This is a genomic window from Streptomyces sp. NPDC107550, from assembly GCF_055639095.1.
Genome location: NZ_JBVKBC010000009.1, coordinates 176,759 through 197,941 on the forward strand (window position 1 = coordinate 176,759; position 21,183 = coordinate 197,941).

The following is a 21,183-nucleotide window of genomic DNA, read 5'->3' on the forward strand; positions in this document are numbered from 1 at the left end:
CCTTACAGAGGCGTGACGTACGCGCCCGAGATGCCTCCGTCGACGAGGAAGTCGGTGGCGTTGACGAAGGAGGAGTCGTCGCTGGCGAGGAAGGCGACGGCGGCGGCGATCTCGTCGGCCTCGGCGAACCGGCCGACGGGGATGTGCACGAGCCGGCGCGCGGCCCGCTCGGGGTCCTTGGCGAACAGCTCCTGGAGCAATGGGGTGTTGACCGGCCCGGGGCACAGGGCGTTGACGCGGATGCCCTCGCGGGCGAACTGGACGCCGAGTTCCCGGGACATGGCGAGGACGCCGCCCTTGGACGCGGTGTAGGAGATCTGGGAGGTGGCGGCGCCCATGCGGGCCACGAAGGACGCGGTGTTGATGATGGAGCCCTTGCCCTGGCGGCGCATGTAGGGCAGCGCGGCCTTGCAACACAGGTACACGGAGGTCAAGTTGACCTCCTGGACGCGCTTCCACGCGTCGAGCCCGGTGTCGAGGATGGAGTCGTCGTCGGGCGGCGAGATACCGGCGTTGTTGAAGGCGATGTCGACCGAGCCGTAGGTGTCGTACGCGGCCTTGAACAGGGCCTCCACCTGTTCGGCGTCGGTGACGTCGACGGTGACGAAGAGGCCGCCGACCTCGTCGGCGGCCTTGGCGCCCGCGCTCTCGTCGATGTCGCCGCACACGACGTGGGCGCCCTCGGCGGCCAGGCGGCGGGCGGTGGCGAGGCCGATGCCGCTGCCGGCGCCGGTGATGACGGCGGTGCGGCCGACGAGGCGGCGGCAGACGCTCTCCTGCGATGCGGTCACTGTGCGGGGCCCTCCGTGCTGATGAAGACGTTCTTGGTCTCGGTGAAGGCGGTGAGCGCGTCGGGCCCGAGTTCACGGCCGACGCCGGACTGCTTGTAGCCGCCGAACGGGGTCCAGTAGCGCACGCTGGCGTGGGAGTTGACGGACAGGTTCCCGGCGCGGACGGCGGCGGAGACGCGCAGGGCGCGGCCCACGTCCCGGGTCCAGATCGAGCCGGACAGGCCGTAGGGCGTGGCGTTGGCGAGGCGGACGGCGTCGGCCTCGTCGGTGAACGGCAGCAGCACGGCGACGGGCCCGAAGATCTCCTCGGTGGCGGCCCGCGAGCCGGGGGCCTCGCCGGTCAGGACGGTCGGCGGGAACCAGAACCCGGGCCCCTCGGGCGCGGCGCCGCGCAGCCCGGGAGCGCCGCCCGGCACGAAGTCCCGTACGCGGTCGAGCTGCTGACGGGAGATCAGGGGGCCCATCTGGGTCTTCTCGTCGGCGGGGTCGCCGACGACGACCGCCTCCAGCGCGTCGCGCAGGTGCTCGACGGCCTGGTCGTACACGGACTCGTGGACGAGGACGCGGGTACGGGCGCAGCAGTCCTGGCCCGCGTTGTCGAGGAAGGAGAACGGGTCGAGGGCGCGGGTGAGGTCGGCGTCGGCGAAGACGATGTTGGGGCTCTTGCCGCCGAGTTCGAGGGTGACGGGTTTGGTGCCGTCGGCGCAGCGCCGCATGACCTCGCGGCCGGTGCGGGTGGAGCCGGTGAAGACGACCTTGGCGGTGTCCGGGTGGTCGACGAGGGCGCGGCCGGCGACGCCGCCATGCCCGGGCACGACCTGGAACAGGCCCTCGGGCAGCCCGGCGGCCAGGGCGAGTTCGGCGAGGCGCAGGGCGGTGAGCGGGGTGGTCTCGGCGGGCTTGAGGACGACCGCGTTGCCGGCCGCGAGGGCGGGGGCGGCGCCCCAGGCGGCGATCGGCATGGGGAAGTTCCAGGGGACGATGACGCCGACCACGCCGAGCGGTTCGTGGAAGGTGACGTTCCAGCCGCCGGGGGCGGGGATCTGGGCGCCGTTGAGGCGTTCGGCGCCGCCGGCCGCGTACAGGAGCAGGTCGCGGACGTTGCCGGCCTCCCAGCGGGCGGCGCCGATCGGGTGGCCCGCCTCGCGCACTTCGAGGGCGGCCAGTTCGTCCAGGTGGTCGTCGACCTGCTGGGCGAAGCGGCGCAGCAGGCGGGCGCGGTCGGCGGGGGCGGTGGCCGCCCAGGCGTGCTGCGCCTTCGCCGCCCGGCGCACGGCGTGGTCGACGGCGGCCTCGTCGGCGGCGGGGACGGTGGCGATCGTCTCGGCGGTGGCGGGGTTCAGGACGGTCAGCGAGCCGGGGTCGCCGGGCGGGGCCGGGTCCGGGTGCGCGTCGGTGTGCGGGTGCGGGTCGGTGTTCAGGGCGTTCTCCCGGTGGGGCAAGGTCACAGCCTCTCGAATCCTCGGCGCAGCTCCCAGTCCGTGACGGCGGCGTCGAACGCGTCGAGTTCGACCCGCGCCATGGTGCGGTAGTGGGCGACGACCTCGTCGCCGAAGGCGGCCTTCGCCAGCGGGCTCGTCTCCCACAGCTCGGCGGCCTCGCGCAGCGTCGTCGGCACGTGCTCGTACGCGGCCGTGTACGCGTTCCCCGCGCAGGGCTCGGGCAGTTCGAGCCGCTGTTCGACGCCGTGCAGCCCGGCGGCGATCATGCCCGCGACCGCCAGATAGGGGTTGACGTCGCCGCCGGGGAGCCGGTTCTCGAAGCGCAGGGAGCGGCCGTGGCCGACGACGCGCAGGGCGCAGGTGCGGTTGTCGTGGCCCCAGGCGACGGCGGTCGGCGCGAAGGAGCCGGCCTGGAACCGCTTGTAGGAGTTGATGTTCGGGGCGTACAGGAGGGAGAAGTCGCGCAGGGCGGCGAGCTGTCCGGCGAGGAAGTGCCGCATGAGGTCGCTCATGGCGCCGTGGCCGCCGGGGTGGCCCTCGGGCGCCGCCATCGCGTTGCGGCCGTCCTCGTCGGTGAGCGAGAGGTGGATGTGGCAGGAGTTGCCCTCGCGCTCGTCGTACTTCGCCATGAAGGTGAGCGAGACGCCCTCCTGCGCGGCGATCTCCTTCGCGCCCGTCTTGTACAGCGCGTGCTGGTCGCAGGTGATGAGCGCTTCGTCGTAGCGGAAGACGATCTCGTGCTGGCCCGGGTTGCACTCGCCCTTGGCGGACTCGACGGTGAGGCCCGCGCCCGCCATCTCGTTGCGGATGCGGCGCAGCAGGGGCTCGATGCGGCCGGTGCCGAGGACGGAGTAGTCGATGTTGTACTGGTTCGCCGGGGTGAGTGCGCGGTAGCCCGCGTCCCACGCCTGTTCGTAGGTGTCCTTGAAGACGATGAACTCCAGCTCGGTGCCGGCCTGGGCGGTGAGCCCGAGGGCGGCCAGGCGCTCCAGCTGGCGGCGCAGGATCTGGCGGGGGGCCGCGGCGACGGGCGTGCCGTCCTCCCAGGCGAGGTCGGCGTGGACCATGGCCGTCCCCGCGTTCCAGGGGACGCGGCGCAGGGTGCCTAGGTCGGGGCGCATGGCGAAGTCGCCGTAGCCGCGGTCCCAGGACGCCATGGCGTAGCCGTCCACGGTGTTCATCTCGGTGTCGACGGCGAGGAGGTAGTTGCAGCCCTCCGTGCCGTGTTCGAGGACTTCGTCGAGGAAGAAGCGGGCGGCGAACCGCTTGCCCTGGAGGCGGCCCTGCATGTCGGGGAAGGCGAGGACGACCGTGTCGATCTCCCCGCTCCCGACGAGCGCGCGCAGTTCGTCGACGCCGAGCGGGGGTGTGCGGTCTGCCACGTCGGTGGCCTCCTCGGGTCCCTGGGAACGGCCGGTGGCCGGCCTCGCGGCCGCCCGCCATAAGGTATTGCGGAAGACCTTTGCTTGGGAAGGGGGCGGGGCGGCATGTCGCACGAGGAGACCGCGCCGGGCGCCGGGGCGGCTGTGCTGCGCCCGGTTCGCGCCGGCAACGGCTTCGAGGAGGCGCTGGAGCAGATCCTCCAGGTGGTCCGGCTCGGTCTCGTCCCGGCCGGTGAACGGCTGCCGTCGGAGCGGGAGTTGGCGGACCGGCTCGGCATCAGCCGGGTCACGCTGCGCGAGGTCCTGAAGGTCCTCCAGGACCAGGGGCTCGTGGAGTCGCGGCGCGGCCGGTACGGCGGCACGTTCGTGCTGCCGCGCCCCGGGGCGGCCGGCGAGGATGAACTGCGGCGCCGCGTCAGGGGAGTCGACGTGGAGGACGCGCTGCGCTTCCGCGAGGTGCTGGAGGTGGGCGCGGCGGGGCTGTGCGCGGCGCACGGTCTGGACGCGGGGCAGGAGCGGCGGCTGCGGGCGGCGCTCGCGGACACGCACGACGCGCCGCTCGCGGAGTACCGGCGCCGGGACACGCTGCTGCATCTGACGCTCGCCGGGCTGTGCGGCTCGCCGACGCTGGCGACGCAGTACGCGGCGGTACGAGCCACGGTGAACGAACTCCTCGACTGCATCCCGCTGTTGGTGCGCAACCTGGAGCATTCGCAGCGCCAGCACACGGCGCTGGTGGAGGCGGTCCTCGACGGCGACGCGGACGGCGCGCGGGAGATGATGCGCGAGCACTGCGCGGGCACGGCGGCCCTGCTGCGCGGCTTCCTGACCTGATCCCACGCAAAGGTCCACGGTCGTTCCTTTGGCCCAGGTGACCGCATGCTGAACGTCCCGGTGACGGGGCCCGTGATCTCGTACCCTCGTTCCTTCCATGGCGCGAAGGGGCCCGGGGCCGGGCGCACGCGGGCCACGACGCGAGGTTGGGGAGCACGGCACGATGGTGAGCAGGCCGCTGATCGGCATCAGCACGTACCTGGAGGACCGCGCGGCCTGGGGCGCCTGGGAGCTGCCCGCCGCGCTGCTGCCCGCCGGCTACCCGGCGCTCGTCCAGAGGTCCGGCGGCCTCGCCCTGATGCTGCCGCCCGACGACCCGAAGCACGCGCCGGACGTGGTGGCCCGGCTGGACGGCGTCATCGTGGCGGGCGGCCCCGACGTGGCGCCCGCCCGCTACGGCGCCGAGCGCGACCCGCGCACCGGACCCGCCGCCGACGCGCGCGACGCCTGGGAACTGGCCCTGATCCGCGCCGCGTCCACCTCCGGCACCCCGCTGCTCGGCGTGTGCCGGGGCATGCAACTGCTGAACGTGGCGCTCGGCGGGACGCTCACCCAGCACATCGAGGGGCACCTCAAGGACATCGGCGTCTTCGGCAGGCACACGGTGACGCCCGTGCCCGGCACGCGGTACGCGGATCTCGTACCGGAGGTCGCGGACGTGCCGACCTATCACCACCAGGCGGTGGACCGGCTCGGGCGCGGGCTCGTGGCGTCGGCGTACGCGGCGGACGGCACGGTCGAGGCGGTCGAACTGCCGGGCATGGCCTGGGTGATGGGCGTGCAGTGGCATCCGGAGATGGGCGAGGACACCCGCGTCACCGAGGGCCTGGTCCGCGCGGCGAGCACCCCGCACGGCTTCTGACGCCCCCCGCCCTGGAGCCGTCCCGGGCGCTCAGTTCTTGTCGCGGCCCGTGCGGGTGAGCGAGAGCAGGTCGCGGGCCGGGCCCGTCGGGCGGTGCCCGGTGGGCCAGACGGCGCGCAGGGCGCGGGTCAGGGGCGCGCCTTCCAGGGGGATGCGGACCAGGCGCCGGGAGGCCAGTTCCTCGCCGACCGCGAGTTCGCTCAGGACGGAGGGGCCCGCGCCGTCCACGGCCGCCGACTTCACGGCCGTCGTCGAGGACAGCTCGATCAGGGGCCGGGCGGGCGCGCCGAGCGCCGCCTCCAGGACCTGCCGGGTGCCCGAGCCCTCCTCGCGCAGGATGAGCGGGGTGGCGGCCAGTTCGGCGGCGGTCAGGGGGCGGCGGCGCCGGGACCAGGGGTGGCCGGGCGCGGCGACGACGACGAGCCGGTCGTGCGCGATGACCGCCGAGTCGAGGCCGGCCGGTACGGAGACGCCCTCGACGAAGCCGAGGTCGGCCTCGCCGGACAGCAGGCGGCGCGCGACCGAAGCGGAGTTCCCGGCGAGCAGCGAGACGGCCGTGTCGGGCCGGTCGGTGCGCAGCGCGACGAGCCAGCGCGGCAGCAGGTACTCGGCGATGGTCATGCTGGCGGCGACGCGCAGCCGGGAGTCGCGCCGCACCCGCAGCGCCTGCGCGCCCACGTCGAACTCCTCGGCGGCCTCCACGACGCGCCGCGCCCAGTCGGTGACGAGGGCGCCGGTCTCGGTGAGCCGGGAGCCGCGCGGGGAGCGGTCGACGAGGGCGAGGCCGAGCTGGCGTTCCATCGAGCGGACGCGGCTGCTGGCGGCGGGCTGGGTGATGCCGAGTTCGCGGGCGGCGCCGCCGAGGCTGCCGAGCCGGGCCACGGCCAGCAGGAGTTGCAGGGCGCCCAGGTCGGGGACGCGGTGGGCGAGGGTGCCCGGCGGCGGTGCCGTCCCGTCGGGTGCCTGTGCTGCCTCTCCGCGCTCGCTGCTCATAAAGGCAGCTTATGTCCCCATAGCGGAAGCGTCCCTGGTGGGGGCCGCTCCCCCGCGAGACGGTGAGGTCATGGTCACCGCCGCTCCGTCCTTGTCCCCGTCCACCGCGCCCGCGCCCGTGCGCCGCGCCGCCCTCGTCCGCCACCTCGGCCCGAACTGGTACGCCGCCGTCATGGGCACCGCCATCGTCGCCAACGCTGGCGTCACGCTGCCCTGGCAGTTCCCCGGGCAGCGGACGGCGTGCGCGGTGGTGTGGGCGCTGTCGGGCGTGCTGCTGCTGACGCTGCTCGGGGCGCGGGCGCTGCACTGGGCGCACCACCGCGATCAGGCCCGCAGGCATCTGCTCGACCCGGCGGTCGCGCCGTTCTACGGCTGCCTGTCGATGGCGCTGCTCGCGGTCGGCGCGGGCACGGTGCTGGTGGGCGCGGACTGGATCGGGCTGCCGGCGGCGGTCGCCGTGGACACCGTGCTGTTCGTCGCGGGGACGGTGATCGGGCTCGCCGCCGCGGTGGCGATCCCGTACCTGATGGTCGTACGGCATCGGATCGCGGCGCAGGAGGCGTCGCCGGTGTGGCTGCTGCCGGTGGTGGCGCCGATGGTGTCGGCGGCGGTCGGGCCGCTGCTCGTGGCGCATCTGCCCGAGGGGCAGGCGCGGCAGACGCTGCTGCTGGCGTGTTACGCGATGTTCGGCCTGAGCCTGCTGGCCACGCTCGTCATGCTGCCGGTGATCTTCGCGCGGCTGGTGACGGCCGGGCCGCTGCCGCTCGCGCTGACCCCGACGCTGTTCCTGGTGCTCGGCCCGCTCGGGCAGTCGACGACCGCCGCCAACAAGTTCGCGGACGTGGCACCGGGCGTCCTGCCCGACGCGTACGCGCACGGCTTCTCGGCGTTCGCCGTGCTGTACGGCGTGCCGGTGATGGGCTTCGCCCTGATGTGGCTGGCGCTGGCCGTGGCGATGGTCGTGCGGGCGCGGCGGCAGGGCATGGGGTTCGCCATGACGTGGTGGGCGTTCACGTTCCCCGTGGGCACGTGTGTGACGGGCGCTGAGGGGCTCGCCAAGCACACCGGGCTCGCGGTGTTCGAGGGGCTCGCGGTGCTGCTGTACGCGCTGCTCGTGGCGGCCTGGGCGGTGGCGTCGGCGCGGACGGCCCGCGGGCTGCTCGCCGGGCGTCTGCTCGCCGCCCCGCGCGCGTGAGGCACCGCGCGGCCTGACACGGCGTTCGACATGACGCGGCGCTCGGCGTGACGCGGCCGGGGAGGGCTCACGGCAGGGCGTGACCGGCCTCGCGCAAGGCCGCCGCCAGCACCCCGGGCGCCTCGGCCAGCGAAGGCCCGTACCACGTCAGATGGCGTCCGCTGACGAGCGCGGCGGGTACCTCGAAGCACTCGGGGCCGTCGTCGGCGGCGAACCGGTACGGCTCGTCGGGCAGGACCACGAGGTCACGGGCAGCGGCGCGCAGCTCCTCCAGCGGCACGCGCGGGTAGCGCTCAGCGTGTCCCGCGTACGCGTGGTCGACGCCGAGACGGGCCAGCAGGTCCCCGGCGAACGTGGCGCGGCCCAGCACCATCCAGGGGCGCCGCCAGACGGGCACGACGGCCCGTGAGCGGCGCTCGGGCGCGGGCAGGGCGCCCCAGGCCGCCTCGGCGTCGTCGAGCCAGCGGGGGCGGGTCAGGGCGCCGCACGCGCGCAGCACGCGGTCCAGCTCGCGCAGCGCCTGCGGCAGATCGCGGATCTCGGTGACGAGGACGGGCACGCCGGCCGCGCGCAGGGCGGCGAGGTCGGGCGGGCGGTTCTCCTCCTCGTTGGCGACGACGAGGTCGGGGCGCAGGGCGAGGATCGCGGGCACGTCCGGGTTCTTGGTCCCGCCGACGCGCGGCACGTCGAGCCCGGCGGGGTGGGTGCACCACTCGGTGGCGCCGACGAGGACGCCCGGCACGCTCACGGCGACGGCCTCGGTGAGCGAGGGGACCAGGGAGACGACTCGCATGGCGGCGGCTGCCCGGGGCTACTTGGGGCCGGGCTCGTCGACCGCGTCGATGTGCTCGGCGACCGCCACGACGAGGACCCGCGCCTCCGGGACCGTCGCCCGCCACCGGTGCCGTACGCCGCCGGTCAGATACAGAGTGTCGCCGCGGACCAGACGGTGGGCGCGGCCCTCCGCCTCGACCTCGACGGCGCCCTCGGTGACGTACATCAGCACGTCGTTGCGGAGCTGGAACTCGCGGCCCGGGTCGTGGTCGCCGACGAACTCCTGCGCGTGCATCTGGTGGTGCCCGCGCACCAGGGACCGTACGACGAAGCCGTCGTCGGCGCTCTCCACGTCGGTGTCGTCGGCGCGCACGAGGTCCACGGTGCGGGCGGGGTCGGCGGCGGCGAGGAGTTCGACGGCGGTCGTGCCGAGGGCGTCGGCGACCTTCTCCAGGGAGCGGCGGCTGGGTCTCGCCCGCTCGTTCTCCACCTGGCTGAGGAAGGGCACCGAGAGGCCGCTGCGGCGGGCGACGGCCGACAGTGTCAGTTCGAGCGCGCGACGGCGGCGCCGGACGGCCGCGCCGACGCGCAGCGTCTCCTTGTGTTCGTCCATGACGTCCGCTCCCTCCCGCTGTCGGGGCCTGCCGTTGGAATGCACCCTACGCAAGTCCTCAAACAGTTTCAGGTGAGCGGGCCGAGCCGTGACGCGCGGCACGCGCGCGGTGGCGCACGGCGTCCCCGGAGGGGGCGGGTCCCGTCGCGGCTCGCGCCGGACGTGACCCGCCCCCTCCGGGGACGCGGAAGGTCAGGAAGCGGTCATCCGCTTCTCGACGTCACCGTGGCTCTTGAGCCACGTCGTGACGGCCTCCTCCTCGTGCCCCTGACCGCTCTTCTTGATCTCGGCCTCCAGGCTGCCCAGCTCGTCCTCGCTCATCTTGAAGTTCTTGAACCACTTCGTGAGCTGCGGGTACTTGCTCGGGAAGTCCTTGTTGGAGATCGTGCGGATCGTGTTGCCCTCGCCGAACTTCTTCTTCGGGTCGGCGAGCTTGGTCAGGTCGTACTCGCTGTAGGCCCAGTGCGGCGACCACAGGACGACGGCGACCGGCTTCTTCTTGGCGATGGCGCGCTTCAGCTCGGCCAGCATCGCCGGCGTGGAGCCGTCGACGACCTGGTACTCCTTGTCGAGCCCGTAGCCGGGGAGCACCTGCTTCTTCAGCATGTTCATCTCGCCGGTGCCCGGCTCGATGCCGATGATCTTGCCGTCGAAGGTCTTCGCCTTGCCCTTGAGGTCGGCGAGCGACTTGATGCCCTTCACGTAGGACGGCACGGCGATCTCCAGGGACGTGGGGCTGTACCAACTGCCCAGGTCCTTGAGGTCGTTCTTGTGCTGGTCCCAGTAGTTCTTCTGCGCGTAGGGCAGCCAGGCGTCGAAGTTGACGTCCAGGTCGCCGCCGGCGAGGCCGGTGTAGACGGGGCCGACGTCCATCTGCTTGAGGTTCAGCTTGTAGCCGCGCTTCTCCAGGACGTTCTTCCACAGGTACGTCACCGCGACGTCCTCGTCCCACGGGAACCAGGCGACGTTCACCGGGTCCTTGGAGTCCGAGCCGCGCGACTGCTTCTTGACCGGGGCGACCTTGTCGACGTAGCCGGGGTGCTGCTTGAGCCACGCCTTGACGGCGTCCTGCTGCTTGCCCTTGCCGACCTTGTTGATCTCGGCTTCGAGGCTCGTCAGCTCCTTCTCGCTCATCTTGAACTTCTTGAGCCAGTCGGCGACCTCGGGGGTGTCCTTGCCGAAGCCCTTGCGGGCCAGCGAGTGCACGCCGTCGCCCTTGCCCCAGACGCCCTTGGGGTCCTTGAGCTTCTTCAGGTCGTAGTCGTTGTACGCCCAGTGCGGCGACCAGAGCGGGACCACGATGGGCTTCTTCTTGGCGATCGCGCGCTTCAGCTCGGCCAGCATCGCCGGGGTGGAGCTGTCGACGACCTTGTACTCCTTGTCGAGCCCGTACGCCTTGAGCACCTTGCTCTTGAGGAGCGCGGTCTCGCCGGCGCTGGCCTCGATGCCGGTGATCTTGCCGTCGAACTTCGCGCCCTGGCCCTTGAGGTCGGCCAGCGAGTCGATGCCCTTCATGTAGGCGGGCACCGTCAGCTCCAGGGACGTCTCGCCGTACCAGGCGCCGAGGTCCTCCAGCTGCTTGCCGTACTTCTTCCAGTACTGGGCGTGGGTCGTCGGCAGCCAGGAGTCCGTCTCGAAGTCGACGTTGCCCTGGGCGAGCGAGGTGTAGAGCGGGCCCGCGTCCATCTGCTTGGCCTCGACGTCGAAGCCGCGCTGCTCCAGGACCTCCTTCCACAGGAACGTGGAGGCGACGCCCTCGTCCCAGGGGATGTAGCCGATGGAGAGCTTCTTGCCCTTGCCCACGTCCGTGGCGTCACCGGCCGACGATGTGGCCGGGGAGCTGCCGAACATGCCCATGCCGCCGGCGACGAGCGCGAGGACGACGACGCCGACCACGGCGACGGCCGGGCGCGGCCGGTAGGACCACACCTTGAGGCCCTGCGCGGCCCGCGCCTTGGCGAGCGCGCGGCGGCCGAGCGGGGAGACCTGCTGGCCGAGCGAGCTGGTCATGCGGTCGAGGTAGATCGCCAGGATGACGATCGAGATGCCGGCCTCGGCGCCGAGACCCACGTTGAGCTGGCCGATGGCCTCGTTGACCGCGCCACCGAGACCGCCGGTGCCGACCATGCCCGCGATGGCGGCCATGGACAGACCCAGCATGATGACCTGGTTGACACCGGCCATGATCGTCGGGAGGGCGAGCGGGAGCTGGACGCGCCACAGCGTGTTGCCGGGCTTGGTGCCGAACGCGTCGGCGGCCTCCACCAGCTCCTTGTCGACCTGCCGGATGCCCAGCTCGGTCATGCGCACGCCCGGGGGCAGCGCGAAGATCAGCGTGGCGACGATGCCGGCGGGGGCGCCGGAGCCGAAGAACAGGATCGCGGGGATCAGATAGACCATCGCGGGCAGCGTCTGCATCAGGTCGAGGACCGGCCGGAACAGACCGCTGACGCGGTTGGAGCGTGCCGCCCAGATACCGAGCGGCACGGATATGACCAGGGCGATCACCGTGGAGACGAGGACGAGCGACAGCGTGAGCATCGCGTCGTCCCACAGTTCCAGGTTGTCGATGAACCAGAACCCGACGAAGGTCAGTACGGCACCGAGCGTGCCGCGCAGCCAGAACGCGATCACGGCGAAGATACCGGCCATGATCAGCGGCTCGGGGGCCTGGAGGAGGTCACTGAGACCGGTGTAGACGCTCTTGAAGATGTTCTCGAAGAACTCGAAGAACCAGCCGAGGTGGTCCAGCATCCACTGGACCGCGTCGTTGACCCAGTCGCCGAAGGGAATCCTAGGCACCGGCGTTCACCTTCTCCACCGGCTCGTCGCCCTCGCCGCGGGGGGAGACCACCGCGTCCTCGGGCCGGTCCGCGCCGCCGGTCTTCAAGGCCTTGGGCGCGGAGTCCTCCTCCACGGACTTCATCGGCTCGCCGAGCACGGCGAGCAGCCGCTCACGCGGCACGACACCGGTGAGGGTGCCGTCGGCGTCGGTGACGGCGACGGGGACCTCGCTGGTCGAGCACGGCGTGAACAGGTCGATGATCGGGGTGTCCTCGGTGACGGTCGCCGGGGCGTCCGCCGCCGTGTACCCGTCGCCGGGGGCGCCCATGATCGCGCCCGCGGTCAGCACGCGGGAGCGGTCGACGTCCTGGGTGAAGGACGCGACGTACTCGTTGGCGGGCGTGACAAGGATGTCTTCGGCGGAGCCGATCTGGACGATGCGGCCGTCACGCATGACGGCGATGCGGTCGCCCAGGCGCATGGCCTCGTTGAGGTCGTGCGTGATGAAGACGATGGTCTTCTTCAGCGTCTTCTGCAGCTCCAGGAGCTGGTCCTGCATGTCGCGCCGGATCAGCGGGTCGAGCGCGCTGAACGACTCGTCCATGAGCAGCAGGTCGGCGTCCGTGGCGAGCGCGCGGGCCAGGCCCACACGCTGCTGCATACCGCCGGACAGCTCGTCGGGGAAGGACTTCTCCCAGCCCTTGAGCCCGGCCAGCTCCAGCGCCTCGTGGGCGCGCTTCTCGCGCTCCTCGCGCGGCACCTTCTGTACTTCGAGGCCGTACGCCGCGTTCTCCAGGACGGAGCGGTGCGGGAACAGCGCGAAGTGCTGGAAGACCATGCTGATCTTCTTCGACCGGACCTCGCGCAGTTCGCGCGAGGACAGGGTCGTCAGGTCCTGGCCGTCGAAGCGGACGTGTCCCGCGGTGGGCTCCAACAGTCCGTTCAGCATGCGCAGAAGGGTGGACTTGCCGGAACCCGACAGACCCATGACGACGAAGATCTGACCGGGCTCGACCGTGAAGGTCGCATCGATCACGGCAGCCGTCGTGCCGTCCGCACGCAACTCCTCACGGTCGGCTCCGCGGCGGAGCTTCTCCACCGCCTCAGTGGGTCGTCTGCCGAACACCTTGTACAGGTCTTCGGCTTCAAGCCTGGACACATACACCTCTCGGGTCGAACCAAGACGGCCCGCCTCCCCCGCCGGCGGGCCGTGGAGCGGCGCGGGGTCTGCCCGCCTGACCGGTCAGCCGTCCAGTAGTTGAACGCGCGACCGGGTCCGCTCCGGGTCGGCGCCTGCCCCGGCCCGCCCGAAGCAAACAAAAGAGTGGCCCAGTTCACACACTGTTCACGCATGACACCGATTCCCTCACATACGGTGACGACGCTTTCCCGGCGCGCCTTACCGGGGCGACCGGACGGTGACTGTCACAGGGCTGCGGCATGATGCGGAGGGTGACGAACACAGACCTCCAGCGCCTGATGCTGCTCGACACCGCCTCGCTCTACTTCCGCGCCTACTTCGGCGTGCCCGACTCCGTACGGGCCCCGGACGGCACCCCGGTCAACGCGGTGCGCGGGCTGCTGGAATTCATCACGCGGCTCGTGCACGACCACCATCCGACGGACCTGGTGGCGTGCATGGACGCGGACTGGCGTCCGCAGTGGCGCGTCGACCTCATCCCCTCCTACAAGGCGCACCGGGTCGCCGAGGAGACCCCGGCCGGGACGCCGGACGAGGAGGAGGTGCCCGACACGCTGTCGCCGCAGGTGCCGGTCATCGAGGCCGTGCTCGACGCGGTCGGCATCGCCCGGGTGGGGGTCGCCGGGCACGAGGCGGACGACGTGATCGGCACGTTCACCGGGCGGGCGAGCGGCCCCGTCGACATCGTCACCGGCGACCGCGACCTGTTCCAGCTCGTGGACGACGCGCGGGAGCGCCGCGTGCTCTACCCGCTCAAGGGCGTCGGCACCCTCCAGATCACCGACGAGGCACTGCTGCGCGAGAAGTACGGGGTCGACGGCTCGGGGTACGCGGACATGGCGCTGCTGCGGGGCGACCCGAGCGACGGGCTGCCCGGGGTGCCAGGGGTCGGGGAGAAGACGGCGGCGAAGCTGCTGGCCCAGTTCGGTGATCTGGCGGGGATCATGGCGGCCGTCGACGACCCCGCCGCCAGACTGACGCCGACCCAGCGCAAGCGGCTCGACGAGGCACGGCCCTACCTCGCCGTGGCGCCGAAGGTCGTCCGCGTCGCCGGGGACGTCCCGCTCCCGGACGTGGCCACGGCACTGCCCCGGACGCCCCACGACCCCGAGGCGGTACGGGAGTTGGCGGCGCGGTGGGGGCTCGGCGGCTCCTTGCAGCGGCTCCTCGACACGCTCGCCGGGTGAGGTGCTAGCTTAGGCATACCTAAGTATCGTTTCGAGGGAGACCGCACATGGCCGAGCGCCCCGCACGCAAGCCCCGCAAGGCCCGCGCCGCACAGGTCGTACGGACGGAGCGGCTCACCCCGCACATGCGCCGGGTGGTGCTCGGCGGCGACGGGCTCGCGGACTTCCCCGAGACGCTGGAGTACACCGATCACTACGTGAAGCTGCTGTTCGCGCCGGAGGGCGTCAGCTACCCCGAGCCGTTCGACGTGGAGCGGGTGCGCGCCGAACTGCCGCGCGAGCAGTGGCCGGTGACGCGTACGTACACCGTCCGCGCCTGGGACCCGCGGGCGCGGGAGCTGACGCTCGACTTCGTCGTCCACGGCGACGAGGGCCTGGCCGGGCCCTGGGCGGCGCGCGTCCAGCCCGGCGAGACCATCCACTTCATGGGCCCCGGCGGCGCGTACGCCCCGTCCGCCGACGCCGACTGGCATCTCCTCGCCGGGGACGAGAGCGCGCTGCCCGCCGTGGCCGCGGCCGTGGAGGCGCTGCCCGAGGGGGCCAGGGCGCATGTCTTCCTGGAGGTCGAGGGGCCCGGGGAGGAGCAGAAGATCGACTCCCCCGTCGAGGTCACCTGGCTGCACCGGGCGGGCCGTCCGGTGGGCCAGGCGCTGGTCGAGGCGGTCGCCGCGCTGGACTTCCCGGCGGGCCGGGTCCACGCGTTCGTCCACGGCGAGGCCGGCTTCGTGAAGGAACTCCGCCGCCTGCTCCGCGTCGAACGCCAGATCCCGCGCGAGGACCTGTCGATCTCGGGGTACTGGCGACTCGGCCACGACGAGGACGGCTGGCAGGCGTCGAAGCGGGACTGGAACGCGCGGGTCGAGGCGGAACAAGAACCGGCGGCCGACCGCACCTGACCGGACACGGGGTGCCCGCGCCCCGGGTCTTCGTTCACCTTCTGCCCGGTGGAGGGCTGGTCGCGCAGTTCCCCGCGCCCCTGGAGGGCGGCTACGTCGCCACCTCCACCCTGGGGAGCTGGGCGCAGCCCGCTCTCTCAAGGGCGCGGGAAGCTGCGAAAACGGTCACGACAAGCCCCCCGCCGGACAACCCCCTCAGGGGCGCGAGGAACTGCGCGACCAGCCACGACGCACCCGCACCCAAAGAACTCAACGCCCCCCACCAAACCCCGCCCGCCCCATACCCTGACCCCGATGACCCACCGCAGACCGCCCAGACCCCCGTCCCCCCTCCCGCAGCGCGCCGGCGTAGACCCCGTCCACCTCCGCCTCCCGCAGGGACCCTGGCTCACCGTCCGCGACCACCTCGCCCAGCGCCTCGCCCCCGCCGGCGCCGCCGTGATCGACGCCATGATCGCCGCAGGCGAGTTCGTCCGCGCCGACGGCACCCCCGTCACCCCGCACACCCCGTACACCCCCGGCGACCACGTCTGGTTCCACCGGGACACCGCCCCCGAACACCCCGTACCGCACCCCGTACGCGTCGTGTACCGCGACGACCACATCCTCGTCGCCGACAAACCGCACTTCCTCGCCACGACCCCCCGCGGCAGCCACGTCACCGAGACGGCCCTCGCCCGCCTGCGCCGCGACACCGGCCTGACCACGCTCGGCCCCGCCCACCGCCTGGACCGGCTGACGGCCGGCCTCGTGCTGTTCGTCGTCAGGCCCGAGGAACGCGGCCGCTACCAGACGCTGTTCCGGGACCGGCTGGTCACGAAGGGGTACGAGGCGATCGCCCCGCACGACCCGGCCGTACCGCTGCCCGCGACCGTGCGCAGCCACATCCAGAAGGAGCGCGGCGTCCTCACCGCCGAGGAGATCCCGGGCGCCGAGCCGAACGCGGAGAGCCGCGTCGAACTCGTCGAGGCCCGCGACGGACTCGCCCGCTACCGGCTGCTCCCCCGCACGGGCCGCACCCACCAGCTCCGGGTCCATATGAACCGACTCGGCCTGCCGATCCTCGGCGACCCGCTGTATCCGCGCGTCGCCGAGGAGACCGCCCCCGGCGACTTCCGCAGGCCGCTCCAACTCCTCGCCCGTTCCCTGGAGTTCAGGGACCCGGTGACCGGCCGCACGCACCGCTTCCGCAGCGGGCGCGAGCTGGCCGCCTGGGAGTCGTACGAGCGCTGGGAGCGCGGTCAGTAGCCGCGCCACCAGCGCAGGAACCGCTGCCACGCCCCGGCGGGCGGCTCCTGCCGCCCGCCCTCGGGAGCACCGGAGTCCGCCGGACCCGACCCCGATGCCGACCCCGCCCGCCCCCACCGCGCGGCCGGGCCCTGCCCCGGGCCGGAGGCGTCAGCCGCGCCAGTCGCGTCAGGCGCGGACGCGGGCGGCGTCGGCGACCCCGAGCTGATCTGCCAGTCCGGCCGTTCCTGCGGCGGCACGATGCTCGGGGCGCCCTGCACGTCCTGCGGGGCGCGAGGCGTGAAGTCGACGGGGAGTTCCACGAGATGGCGGGAGAGGATCGTCGAACGCCACCGCAGGTCCGACTCCGCGCAGCACATCTCGGCGTCGGGCAGCCGCATGAGGAACGCGTCGACGCCGATCTCGGCGATCGTACGGCTGACGTCCTGGCCGGGGCACTCGTGCGGGCCGCCGCCGAAGGCGAGGTGCGAGCGGTTGCCCATCATGTGCTGCGTGGGGTCGGGACGGATCGCCGGGTCCACGTTGCCGGGCTGGATGCCGAAGATCAGGCCGTCGCCCGCGCGGATGTGCTGCCCGCCGAGTTCGGTGTCGGCCTTGGCGAAGTAGGCGACCATCGCGCTGAACGGCGGCTCGTCCCACAGCGACTGCTCGACCGCTTCCGGGACGGTCATCTGGCCGCCGTTGAGCTGGGCGCGGAAGCGCGGGTCGATGAGGACGACGCGCAGCACGTTGGCGATGAGGTTGGCGGTGCCCTCGTACGCGGCGATGAGCACGAGCCGGAGATGCTGGGCGACCTCCTCGTCGGTGAGGGCGGCGGGCGCGGCGACGAGAGCGCTGGTGAAGTCGCCGGAGACGGGCGAGGCGCGGCGGCGCACGGCGAGGTCCATCAGGACGCTCATGATGTACTCGTTGCTGGCGATGGCCGTGTCGGTGCCCTTGATCATGTCGCGGGCCGCCTGCACGATGCGCTCGCTGTACGCCTCGGGCGCGCCGAGGATCTCCAGCATGACCATCATCGGCAGGTGCTCGGCGAACTCGCTGACGATGTCGCAGGTGCCGCGCTCGGAGAAGCGGTTGATGATGATCTGGGTGGAGCGGTTGATGACGCGGCGCAGCGCGCGGTGCTCGATCGTGCTCATGGCGAGGGCGTTGGCCTCGCGGAGCCTGCGGTGTTCGGCGCCCTCGGTCATGGAGCAGATGGGCTGCCAGGAGAAGACCGGCGCGAGCGGGTGCGCGGGGGTGACGGTGCCGTCCTTGAGCGCGGTCCAGTTGCGGGCGTCGCGGTTGAACAGGGCGGTGTTGCTGACCATGTGCAGGTTCTCGGCGTGCCCGAGCACCGCCCACATGCGCACGTCCTCGTGGATGAGCGCGGGCGCGACGGAGCCGTGCTCGGCGCGCAGTTTCTCGTACACGGACGCGATGTCGGCGTCGGCCTCGGGCCCGTAGAGGCGGCGCAGTCCGCCGGCGCCGAAGGAGTGGGCGGGGCAGCCGGGGGGCGGGGCGAGGTCGGGGTCGCCGAGTCCGTCGTATCCGGTGGACGGCTGGGAGGGCTGGGCGGGAGGCGTCACGGTGAATCGCTCCGGTGGTGTGTCACGTGGGCTGCGAGGGAGGAGGGGCGGGCGGGCCCAGAGGGGGGCCGCGCGGGTCAGGCGCGGTGCAGCGCCATCTCGTGCAGATAGCGCATCAGCGTCATCAGGACGTCGCGGCTGGAGGCCCTGCGGCGGGCGTCGCACTCGATGATCGGCACGGCGGGGTCGAGGTCGAGGGCCTGGCGCAGTTCGTCGGTGGGGTAACGCGGGCCGTCGGGGAAGGCGTTGTTGGCGATGACGAACGGCACGCCGCGCTCCTCCAGGCGCCCGATCACGTCGAAGCTGACTTCGAGGCGCCGCGTGTCGATCAGGACGACGGCGCCGAGCGCTCCCTCGAACAGGCCGTTCCACAGGAACCAGAAGCGCTCCTGGCCCGGCGTCCCGAACAGATAGAGGACGAGTTCGTCGGTGATGCTGATCCGGCCGAAGTCCATGGCGACAGTGGTGGCGGTCTTGGTGTCGGAACCGTAGTCGTCGTCGACGCCGATGCCCGCCTGGGTCATCGTCTCCTCGGTGGTCAGCGGGCGGATCTCGCTCACCGAACCGACCATCGTGGTCTTGCCGACGCCGAACCCGCCGACGATGACGATCTTCACGGCCGAGGTGACCGTCTCCGGCATACGGTCCTCGACGCGGGGGCCGGGGATGTGCGCGGCGCCCACCGCGAGGTCCGTACCGTCAGAGCTTCTGTAGTCCATGCATCACCGCTTCGAGGAGGGAACGGTCGGCGGTGGCGCCGCGGATCACAGGGGCCCGCGCCTGCACCAGTTCGGCCGCGAGGAGTTCGCCGAGCAGCACGGTGACCACGCTGAACGGCAGGTTGAGATAGGCCGAGATCTCGGCCGTCGACAGGGGGGTCCCGCACATGCGTAAGACCGCCGCCTGCTCCGGCGGGACCGAGGGGGGCGGCGTGCCGCGCGCCACGATCAGGGTGACCAGATCGAGGGGCGCGCGGTCGCTGCCTTCGGTGCCGCCGGTGATGACATAGAGCCGTTCGGGGTCGGGGCGCTTCCCGTCGGCGGCGGGGCGCCGCTCGCGCTGCGGGGGCTGGTCCCTGAACGGCGGTTCGGGAGGGAGTGGGCTCATACGGGCGTTCCGCCTCGGCGGGGCGGGCTGGTCAGGTGGTCGCCGATGCGGATGACGAGGTCACGCATCTGGTGACTCACCAGACCGGCGTCGACGAACTGGTCGGCGAGGACCGCGAGATACGCCCCCTTGCCCGCCGCCATGAGGTAGAAGAAGCCGCCGTCGACCTCGATGATCACCATGTTCATGGTGCCGTCGCTCTGCGGGATCTCGGTGGCGACGGCCGTGGCCAGGGACTGGAGTCCGGCGCAGGCGGCGGCGATACGGTCGGCGGCGTCGGGGTCGCCGCCGTAGCGGGCGATGCGCAGACCGTCGGCGGAGAGCACCACGACCTGATGCACGTTGGGCACGCACTCGGCGAGCTCCTTGAGCATCCAGTCGAAATTGGCCCGTTGCTGGATCACTGGCGGTCTCCCTCGTCGACCTGCTGGTTGTACGTGTCGTTCTGCGGCTTGTCGGGGTCGGCGGTGCCTGCGGCGGCGTGCGCGTCGTCGGCTTCCTTGAGGCCGTTCATGAACGCCTCGACCCACAGCCCCGGTTCGCGCCGCTCGCGCTCCCCGCCGGCGGCGGGCGGGGCGGGGGCGGGGGGCGGCGGCATGGAGAGGTCGGGGTTGCGCGGGGTCACGATGATCTGGTCCTCGATGATCTTCGTGTCGTACTTCCTGCGACGCTGCGGCAGCCCGTTGGCCCGCCATTCGGTGACCACGGGGACGTCGTCCTCCAGGGGAACGAGCGGGGCTGAGGGGCGCGGGCCCGTGGTCGGGCGGCGCGTCTTCTTCAGCCGCGGCTCCTCCTGGATGAGGACGCCGTTGTGGTCGACGCGGGGCACGGCGGTGGCGCCGATGCCGTGGGCGAGGCCCGGGGCGTGCTCGGTGCTCAGCATGTCGTGCGGCACGATGAGGACCGCGCGGACGCCGCCGTAGGCGGAGCGCCGCAGCGCGATCTTCATGTGGTACATCTTGCAGAGTCGGCCGACGATGGACAGGCCGAGCCGGGGGTTCTCCCCTAGGTCGTTGAGGTCGACGCCGGCCTGGGCCTTGTCGAGCATCCCCTCGATCTTGGCCTGCGCCTCCTCGCCGAGGCTGACGCCCGCGTCCTCGATCTCGATGGCGACACCGGTCTGCACCTCGACCGCGGTGACGTGCACGCGGGTGGTGGGCGGCGAGTAGCGGGTGGCGTTGTCGAGGAGTTCGGCGCACGCGTGGATGACGGGCTCGACGAAGATGCCCTTGACCGCCGAGTCGCAGATGGCGTGCAGGTCGATGCGCGGGTACTCCAGGATGCGCGACATGGCGCCGCGCAGCACGCTGTAGAGCTTGACGGGCCGTGGCCACTGGCGGCCGGGCCGGGCGCCGCCGAGGACGGTGACGGAGTCGGCGAGACGGCCGATCAGGGCGGTGCCGTGGTCGATGCGCAGGAGGTCGTCGAAGACCTCGGGGTTGCGGCCGTGATCCTCCTCCATCTCCCGCAGTTCCTGGGCCTGTTTGTGGACGATGGCCTGGACGCGGCGGGCGACGGAGACGAACGCGCGCTGCGCCGCCTCGCGTTCGGCGTCACCGCGGTCGATCTCGTTGAGGCACTGGAACATCAGCTCGCGCTCGCCCGGCGTCACGTCGTGGAAGTACGGGTCGGAGTCGCAGGTGCGGGCGACGGCGACGTCCGGGTTGAGGCCCTTGCGCATCCGGCGCATCACCTGCGGGAACAGCTCCTTGGCGACCCGCATCGTGCGTTCTTCCTGCACGGCGATGCGGCCTTCGAGCTCGGCGACGTGGCGGGCGTAGCGGGCGCGGAGCTCGCGGGTGACCCGGCCGCGGCGGACGGCTTCGGCGGCGACGGCGAGGACGAGAACCGTGCCGAGCGCTCCGCACAGGGCGACGGCGAGCCGCGCGTCCTCGGCGACCAGGGCGGCGGCCGCCCCGGTGGCGGCCGCCATGACCATGGCGGGCAGCAACAGCACGCGTGTGTAGGGGACTTCTCGGCCACCGGGAGGCGATTGAACACTCACCATGTATGCCCTCTGAAACGGTCGGATCGGGGATGTGTGACGGTTCGCCGCGCTTCGTTCCGGGGTCGATGCGGACCTTCGGAGCACAGGGGAACAAACGCCCGAATACCTCTCAACTCGGTGCGCTGCGGGCGAGCTTAGTCCGACCGGATCAACGCCGAGTCATATTCGGCAACCCTCTGCGACGGCCCCCGTAAGAGGAATACACTCGCTCCCATTTACACGCACAGCACCGAATCGCACACATGGAGTAAGGGCGTCCGCGCATGCGTCTCCCCGCCCCGCCGCATACCGCGTAAGG

General features: G+C 72.3%; 19 protein-coding genes. 6 read left to right on the forward strand and 13 right to left on the reverse strand.

All coding sequences use genetic code 11. The annotated features are described in order from the left end of the window. Positions 1 to 2: 2 nt before the first annotated feature. The 3 genes from ACZ7LY_RS15635 to ACZ7LY_RS15645 form a co-directional block, all read right to left on the reverse strand. A complete protein-coding gene (locus tag ACZ7LY_RS15635; RefSeq protein WP_471625110.1) occupies positions 3 to 791 on the reverse strand; it encodes a 3-oxoacyl-ACP reductase in 789 nt (262 codons plus the stop codon). Continuing rightward, positions 788 to 2,143 carry an aldehyde dehydrogenase family protein gene (locus tag ACZ7LY_RS15640; RefSeq protein WP_471625190.1) on the reverse strand — a complete coding sequence of 452 codons (1,356 nt, stop codon included), beginning with the start codon at positions 2,141 to 2,143 and terminating at the stop codon, positions 788 to 790. The genes ACZ7LY_RS15635 and ACZ7LY_RS15640 overlap by 4 nt, the downstream gene beginning before the upstream one ends. 92 nt (positions 2,144 to 2,235) lie before the next feature. Further along, positions 2,236 to 3,615, reverse strand: coding sequence for a glutamine synthetase family protein (locus ACZ7LY_RS15645; protein WP_471625111.1), 1,380 nt, complete (start codon positions 3,613 to 3,615; stop codon positions 2,236 to 2,238). A 105-nt stretch (positions 3,616 to 3,720) separates the two neighbouring features. On the opposite strand from ACZ7LY_RS15645, the gene ACZ7LY_RS15650 reads away from it, so the two are divergent. Both ACZ7LY_RS15650 and ACZ7LY_RS15655 read left to right on the forward strand, forming a co-directional pair. After that, a complete protein-coding gene (locus ACZ7LY_RS15650) occupies positions 3,721 to 4,449 on the forward strand; it encodes a FadR/GntR family transcriptional regulator (protein WP_471625112.1) in 729 nt (242 codons plus the stop codon). Positions 4,450 to 4,612: 163 nt separating this feature from the next. Then, positions 4,613 to 5,311, forward strand: a complete 699-nt coding sequence (locus ACZ7LY_RS15655) for a gamma-glutamyl-gamma-aminobutyrate hydrolase family protein (RefSeq protein ID WP_471625113.1) — start codon at positions 4,613 to 4,615, stop codon at positions 5,309 to 5,311. A 30-nt stretch (positions 5,312 to 5,341) separates the two neighbouring features. On the opposite strand, the gene ACZ7LY_RS15660 is transcribed toward ACZ7LY_RS15655, so the two are convergent. Further along, entirely contained in the window at positions 5,342 to 6,304 is a 963-nt protein-coding gene (locus ACZ7LY_RS15660; RefSeq protein ID WP_471625114.1) for a LysR family transcriptional regulator, read from the reverse strand. Positions 6,305 to 6,374: 70 nt separating this feature from the next. On the opposite strand from ACZ7LY_RS15660, the gene ACZ7LY_RS15665 reads away from it, so the two are divergent. Beyond that, a complete protein-coding gene (locus tag ACZ7LY_RS15665) occupies positions 6,375 to 7,499 on the forward strand; it encodes a TDT family transporter (RefSeq protein ID WP_471625115.1) in 1,125 nt (374 codons plus the stop codon). 67 nt (positions 7,500 to 7,566) lie between these two features. Here ACZ7LY_RS15665 and ACZ7LY_RS15670 read toward each other — a convergent pair whose 3' ends face one another. The 4 genes from ACZ7LY_RS15670 to ACZ7LY_RS15685 form a co-directional block, all read right to left on the reverse strand. Next, positions 7,567 to 8,292, reverse strand: coding sequence for a helical backbone metal receptor (locus tag ACZ7LY_RS15670; RefSeq protein ID WP_471625116.1), 726 nt, complete (start codon positions 8,290 to 8,292; stop codon positions 7,567 to 7,569). An 18-nt stretch (positions 8,293 to 8,310) separates the two neighbouring features. Next, positions 8,311 to 8,886, reverse strand: a complete 576-nt coding sequence (locus tag ACZ7LY_RS15675) for a helix-turn-helix domain-containing protein (RefSeq protein ID WP_471625117.1) — start codon at positions 8,884 to 8,886, stop codon at positions 8,311 to 8,313. Positions 8,887 to 9,078: 192 nt separating this feature from the next. Beyond that, a complete protein-coding gene (locus ACZ7LY_RS15680; RefSeq protein ID WP_471625118.1) occupies positions 9,079 to 11,688 on the reverse strand; it encodes an ABC transporter permease/substrate binding protein in 2,610 nt (869 codons plus the stop codon). Further along, entirely contained in the window at positions 11,681 to 12,829 is a 1,149-nt protein-coding gene (locus ACZ7LY_RS15685) for a quaternary amine ABC transporter ATP-binding protein (RefSeq protein WP_471625119.1), read from the reverse strand. The genes ACZ7LY_RS15680 and ACZ7LY_RS15685 overlap by 8 nt, the downstream gene beginning before the upstream one ends. Positions 12,830 to 13,149: 320 nt before the next feature. Between ACZ7LY_RS15685 and ACZ7LY_RS15690 the strand changes: the two genes are divergently transcribed. The 3 genes from ACZ7LY_RS15690 (at position 13,150) to ACZ7LY_RS15700 (ending at position 16,202) form a co-directional block, all read left to right on the forward strand. Further along, positions 13,150 to 14,058 carry a 5'-3' exonuclease gene (locus tag ACZ7LY_RS15690; RefSeq protein ID WP_471625191.1) on the forward strand — a complete coding sequence of 303 codons (909 nt, stop codon included), beginning with the start codon at positions 13,150 to 13,152 and terminating at the stop codon, positions 14,056 to 14,058. Positions 14,059 to 14,105: 47 nt separating this feature from the next. Then, positions 14,106 to 14,954, forward strand: coding sequence for a siderophore-interacting protein (locus ACZ7LY_RS15695; RefSeq protein ID WP_471625120.1), 849 nt, complete (start codon positions 14,106 to 14,108; stop codon positions 14,952 to 14,954). Between the two features lie 294 nt (positions 14,955 to 15,248). Beyond that, a complete protein-coding gene (locus ACZ7LY_RS15700; protein WP_471625121.1) occupies positions 15,249 to 16,202 on the forward strand; it encodes a pseudouridine synthase in 954 nt (317 codons plus the stop codon). Here the strand turns inward: ACZ7LY_RS15700 and ACZ7LY_RS15705 are convergent. From ACZ7LY_RS15705 to ACZ7LY_RS15725, 5 genes are all read right to left on the reverse strand, one after another. Then, on the reverse strand, positions 16,196 to 17,770 hold the full coding sequence (locus ACZ7LY_RS15705) for a cytochrome P450 family protein (protein WP_471625122.1): 1,575 nt from the start codon (positions 17,768 to 17,770) through the stop codon (positions 16,196 to 16,198). The genes ACZ7LY_RS15700 and ACZ7LY_RS15705 overlap by 7 nt on opposite strands. Positions 17,771 to 17,847: 77 nt before the next feature. After that, complete coding sequence (locus tag ACZ7LY_RS15710; protein WP_471625123.1) at positions 17,848 to 18,489, reverse strand: GTP-binding protein; 642 nt, start codon at positions 18,487 to 18,489, stop codon at positions 17,848 to 17,850. Beyond that, a complete protein-coding gene (locus ACZ7LY_RS15715) occupies positions 18,470 to 18,877 on the reverse strand; it encodes a DUF742 domain-containing protein (RefSeq protein ID WP_471625124.1) in 408 nt (135 codons plus the stop codon). The genes ACZ7LY_RS15710 and ACZ7LY_RS15715 overlap by 20 nt, the downstream gene beginning before the upstream one ends. Continuing rightward, a complete protein-coding gene (locus tag ACZ7LY_RS15720; RefSeq protein WP_471625125.1) occupies positions 18,874 to 19,281 on the reverse strand; it encodes a roadblock/LC7 domain-containing protein in 408 nt (135 codons plus the stop codon). Before ACZ7LY_RS15720 ends, ACZ7LY_RS15715 begins: the two co-directional genes overlap by 4 nt. Next, positions 19,278 to 20,885 carry a sensor histidine kinase gene (locus ACZ7LY_RS15725; RefSeq protein ID WP_471625126.1) on the reverse strand — a complete coding sequence of 536 codons (1,608 nt, stop codon included), beginning with the start codon at positions 20,883 to 20,885 and terminating at the stop codon, positions 19,278 to 19,280. Before ACZ7LY_RS15725 ends, ACZ7LY_RS15720 begins: the two co-directional genes overlap by 4 nt. Positions 20,886 to 21,183 lie beyond the last annotated feature (298 nt).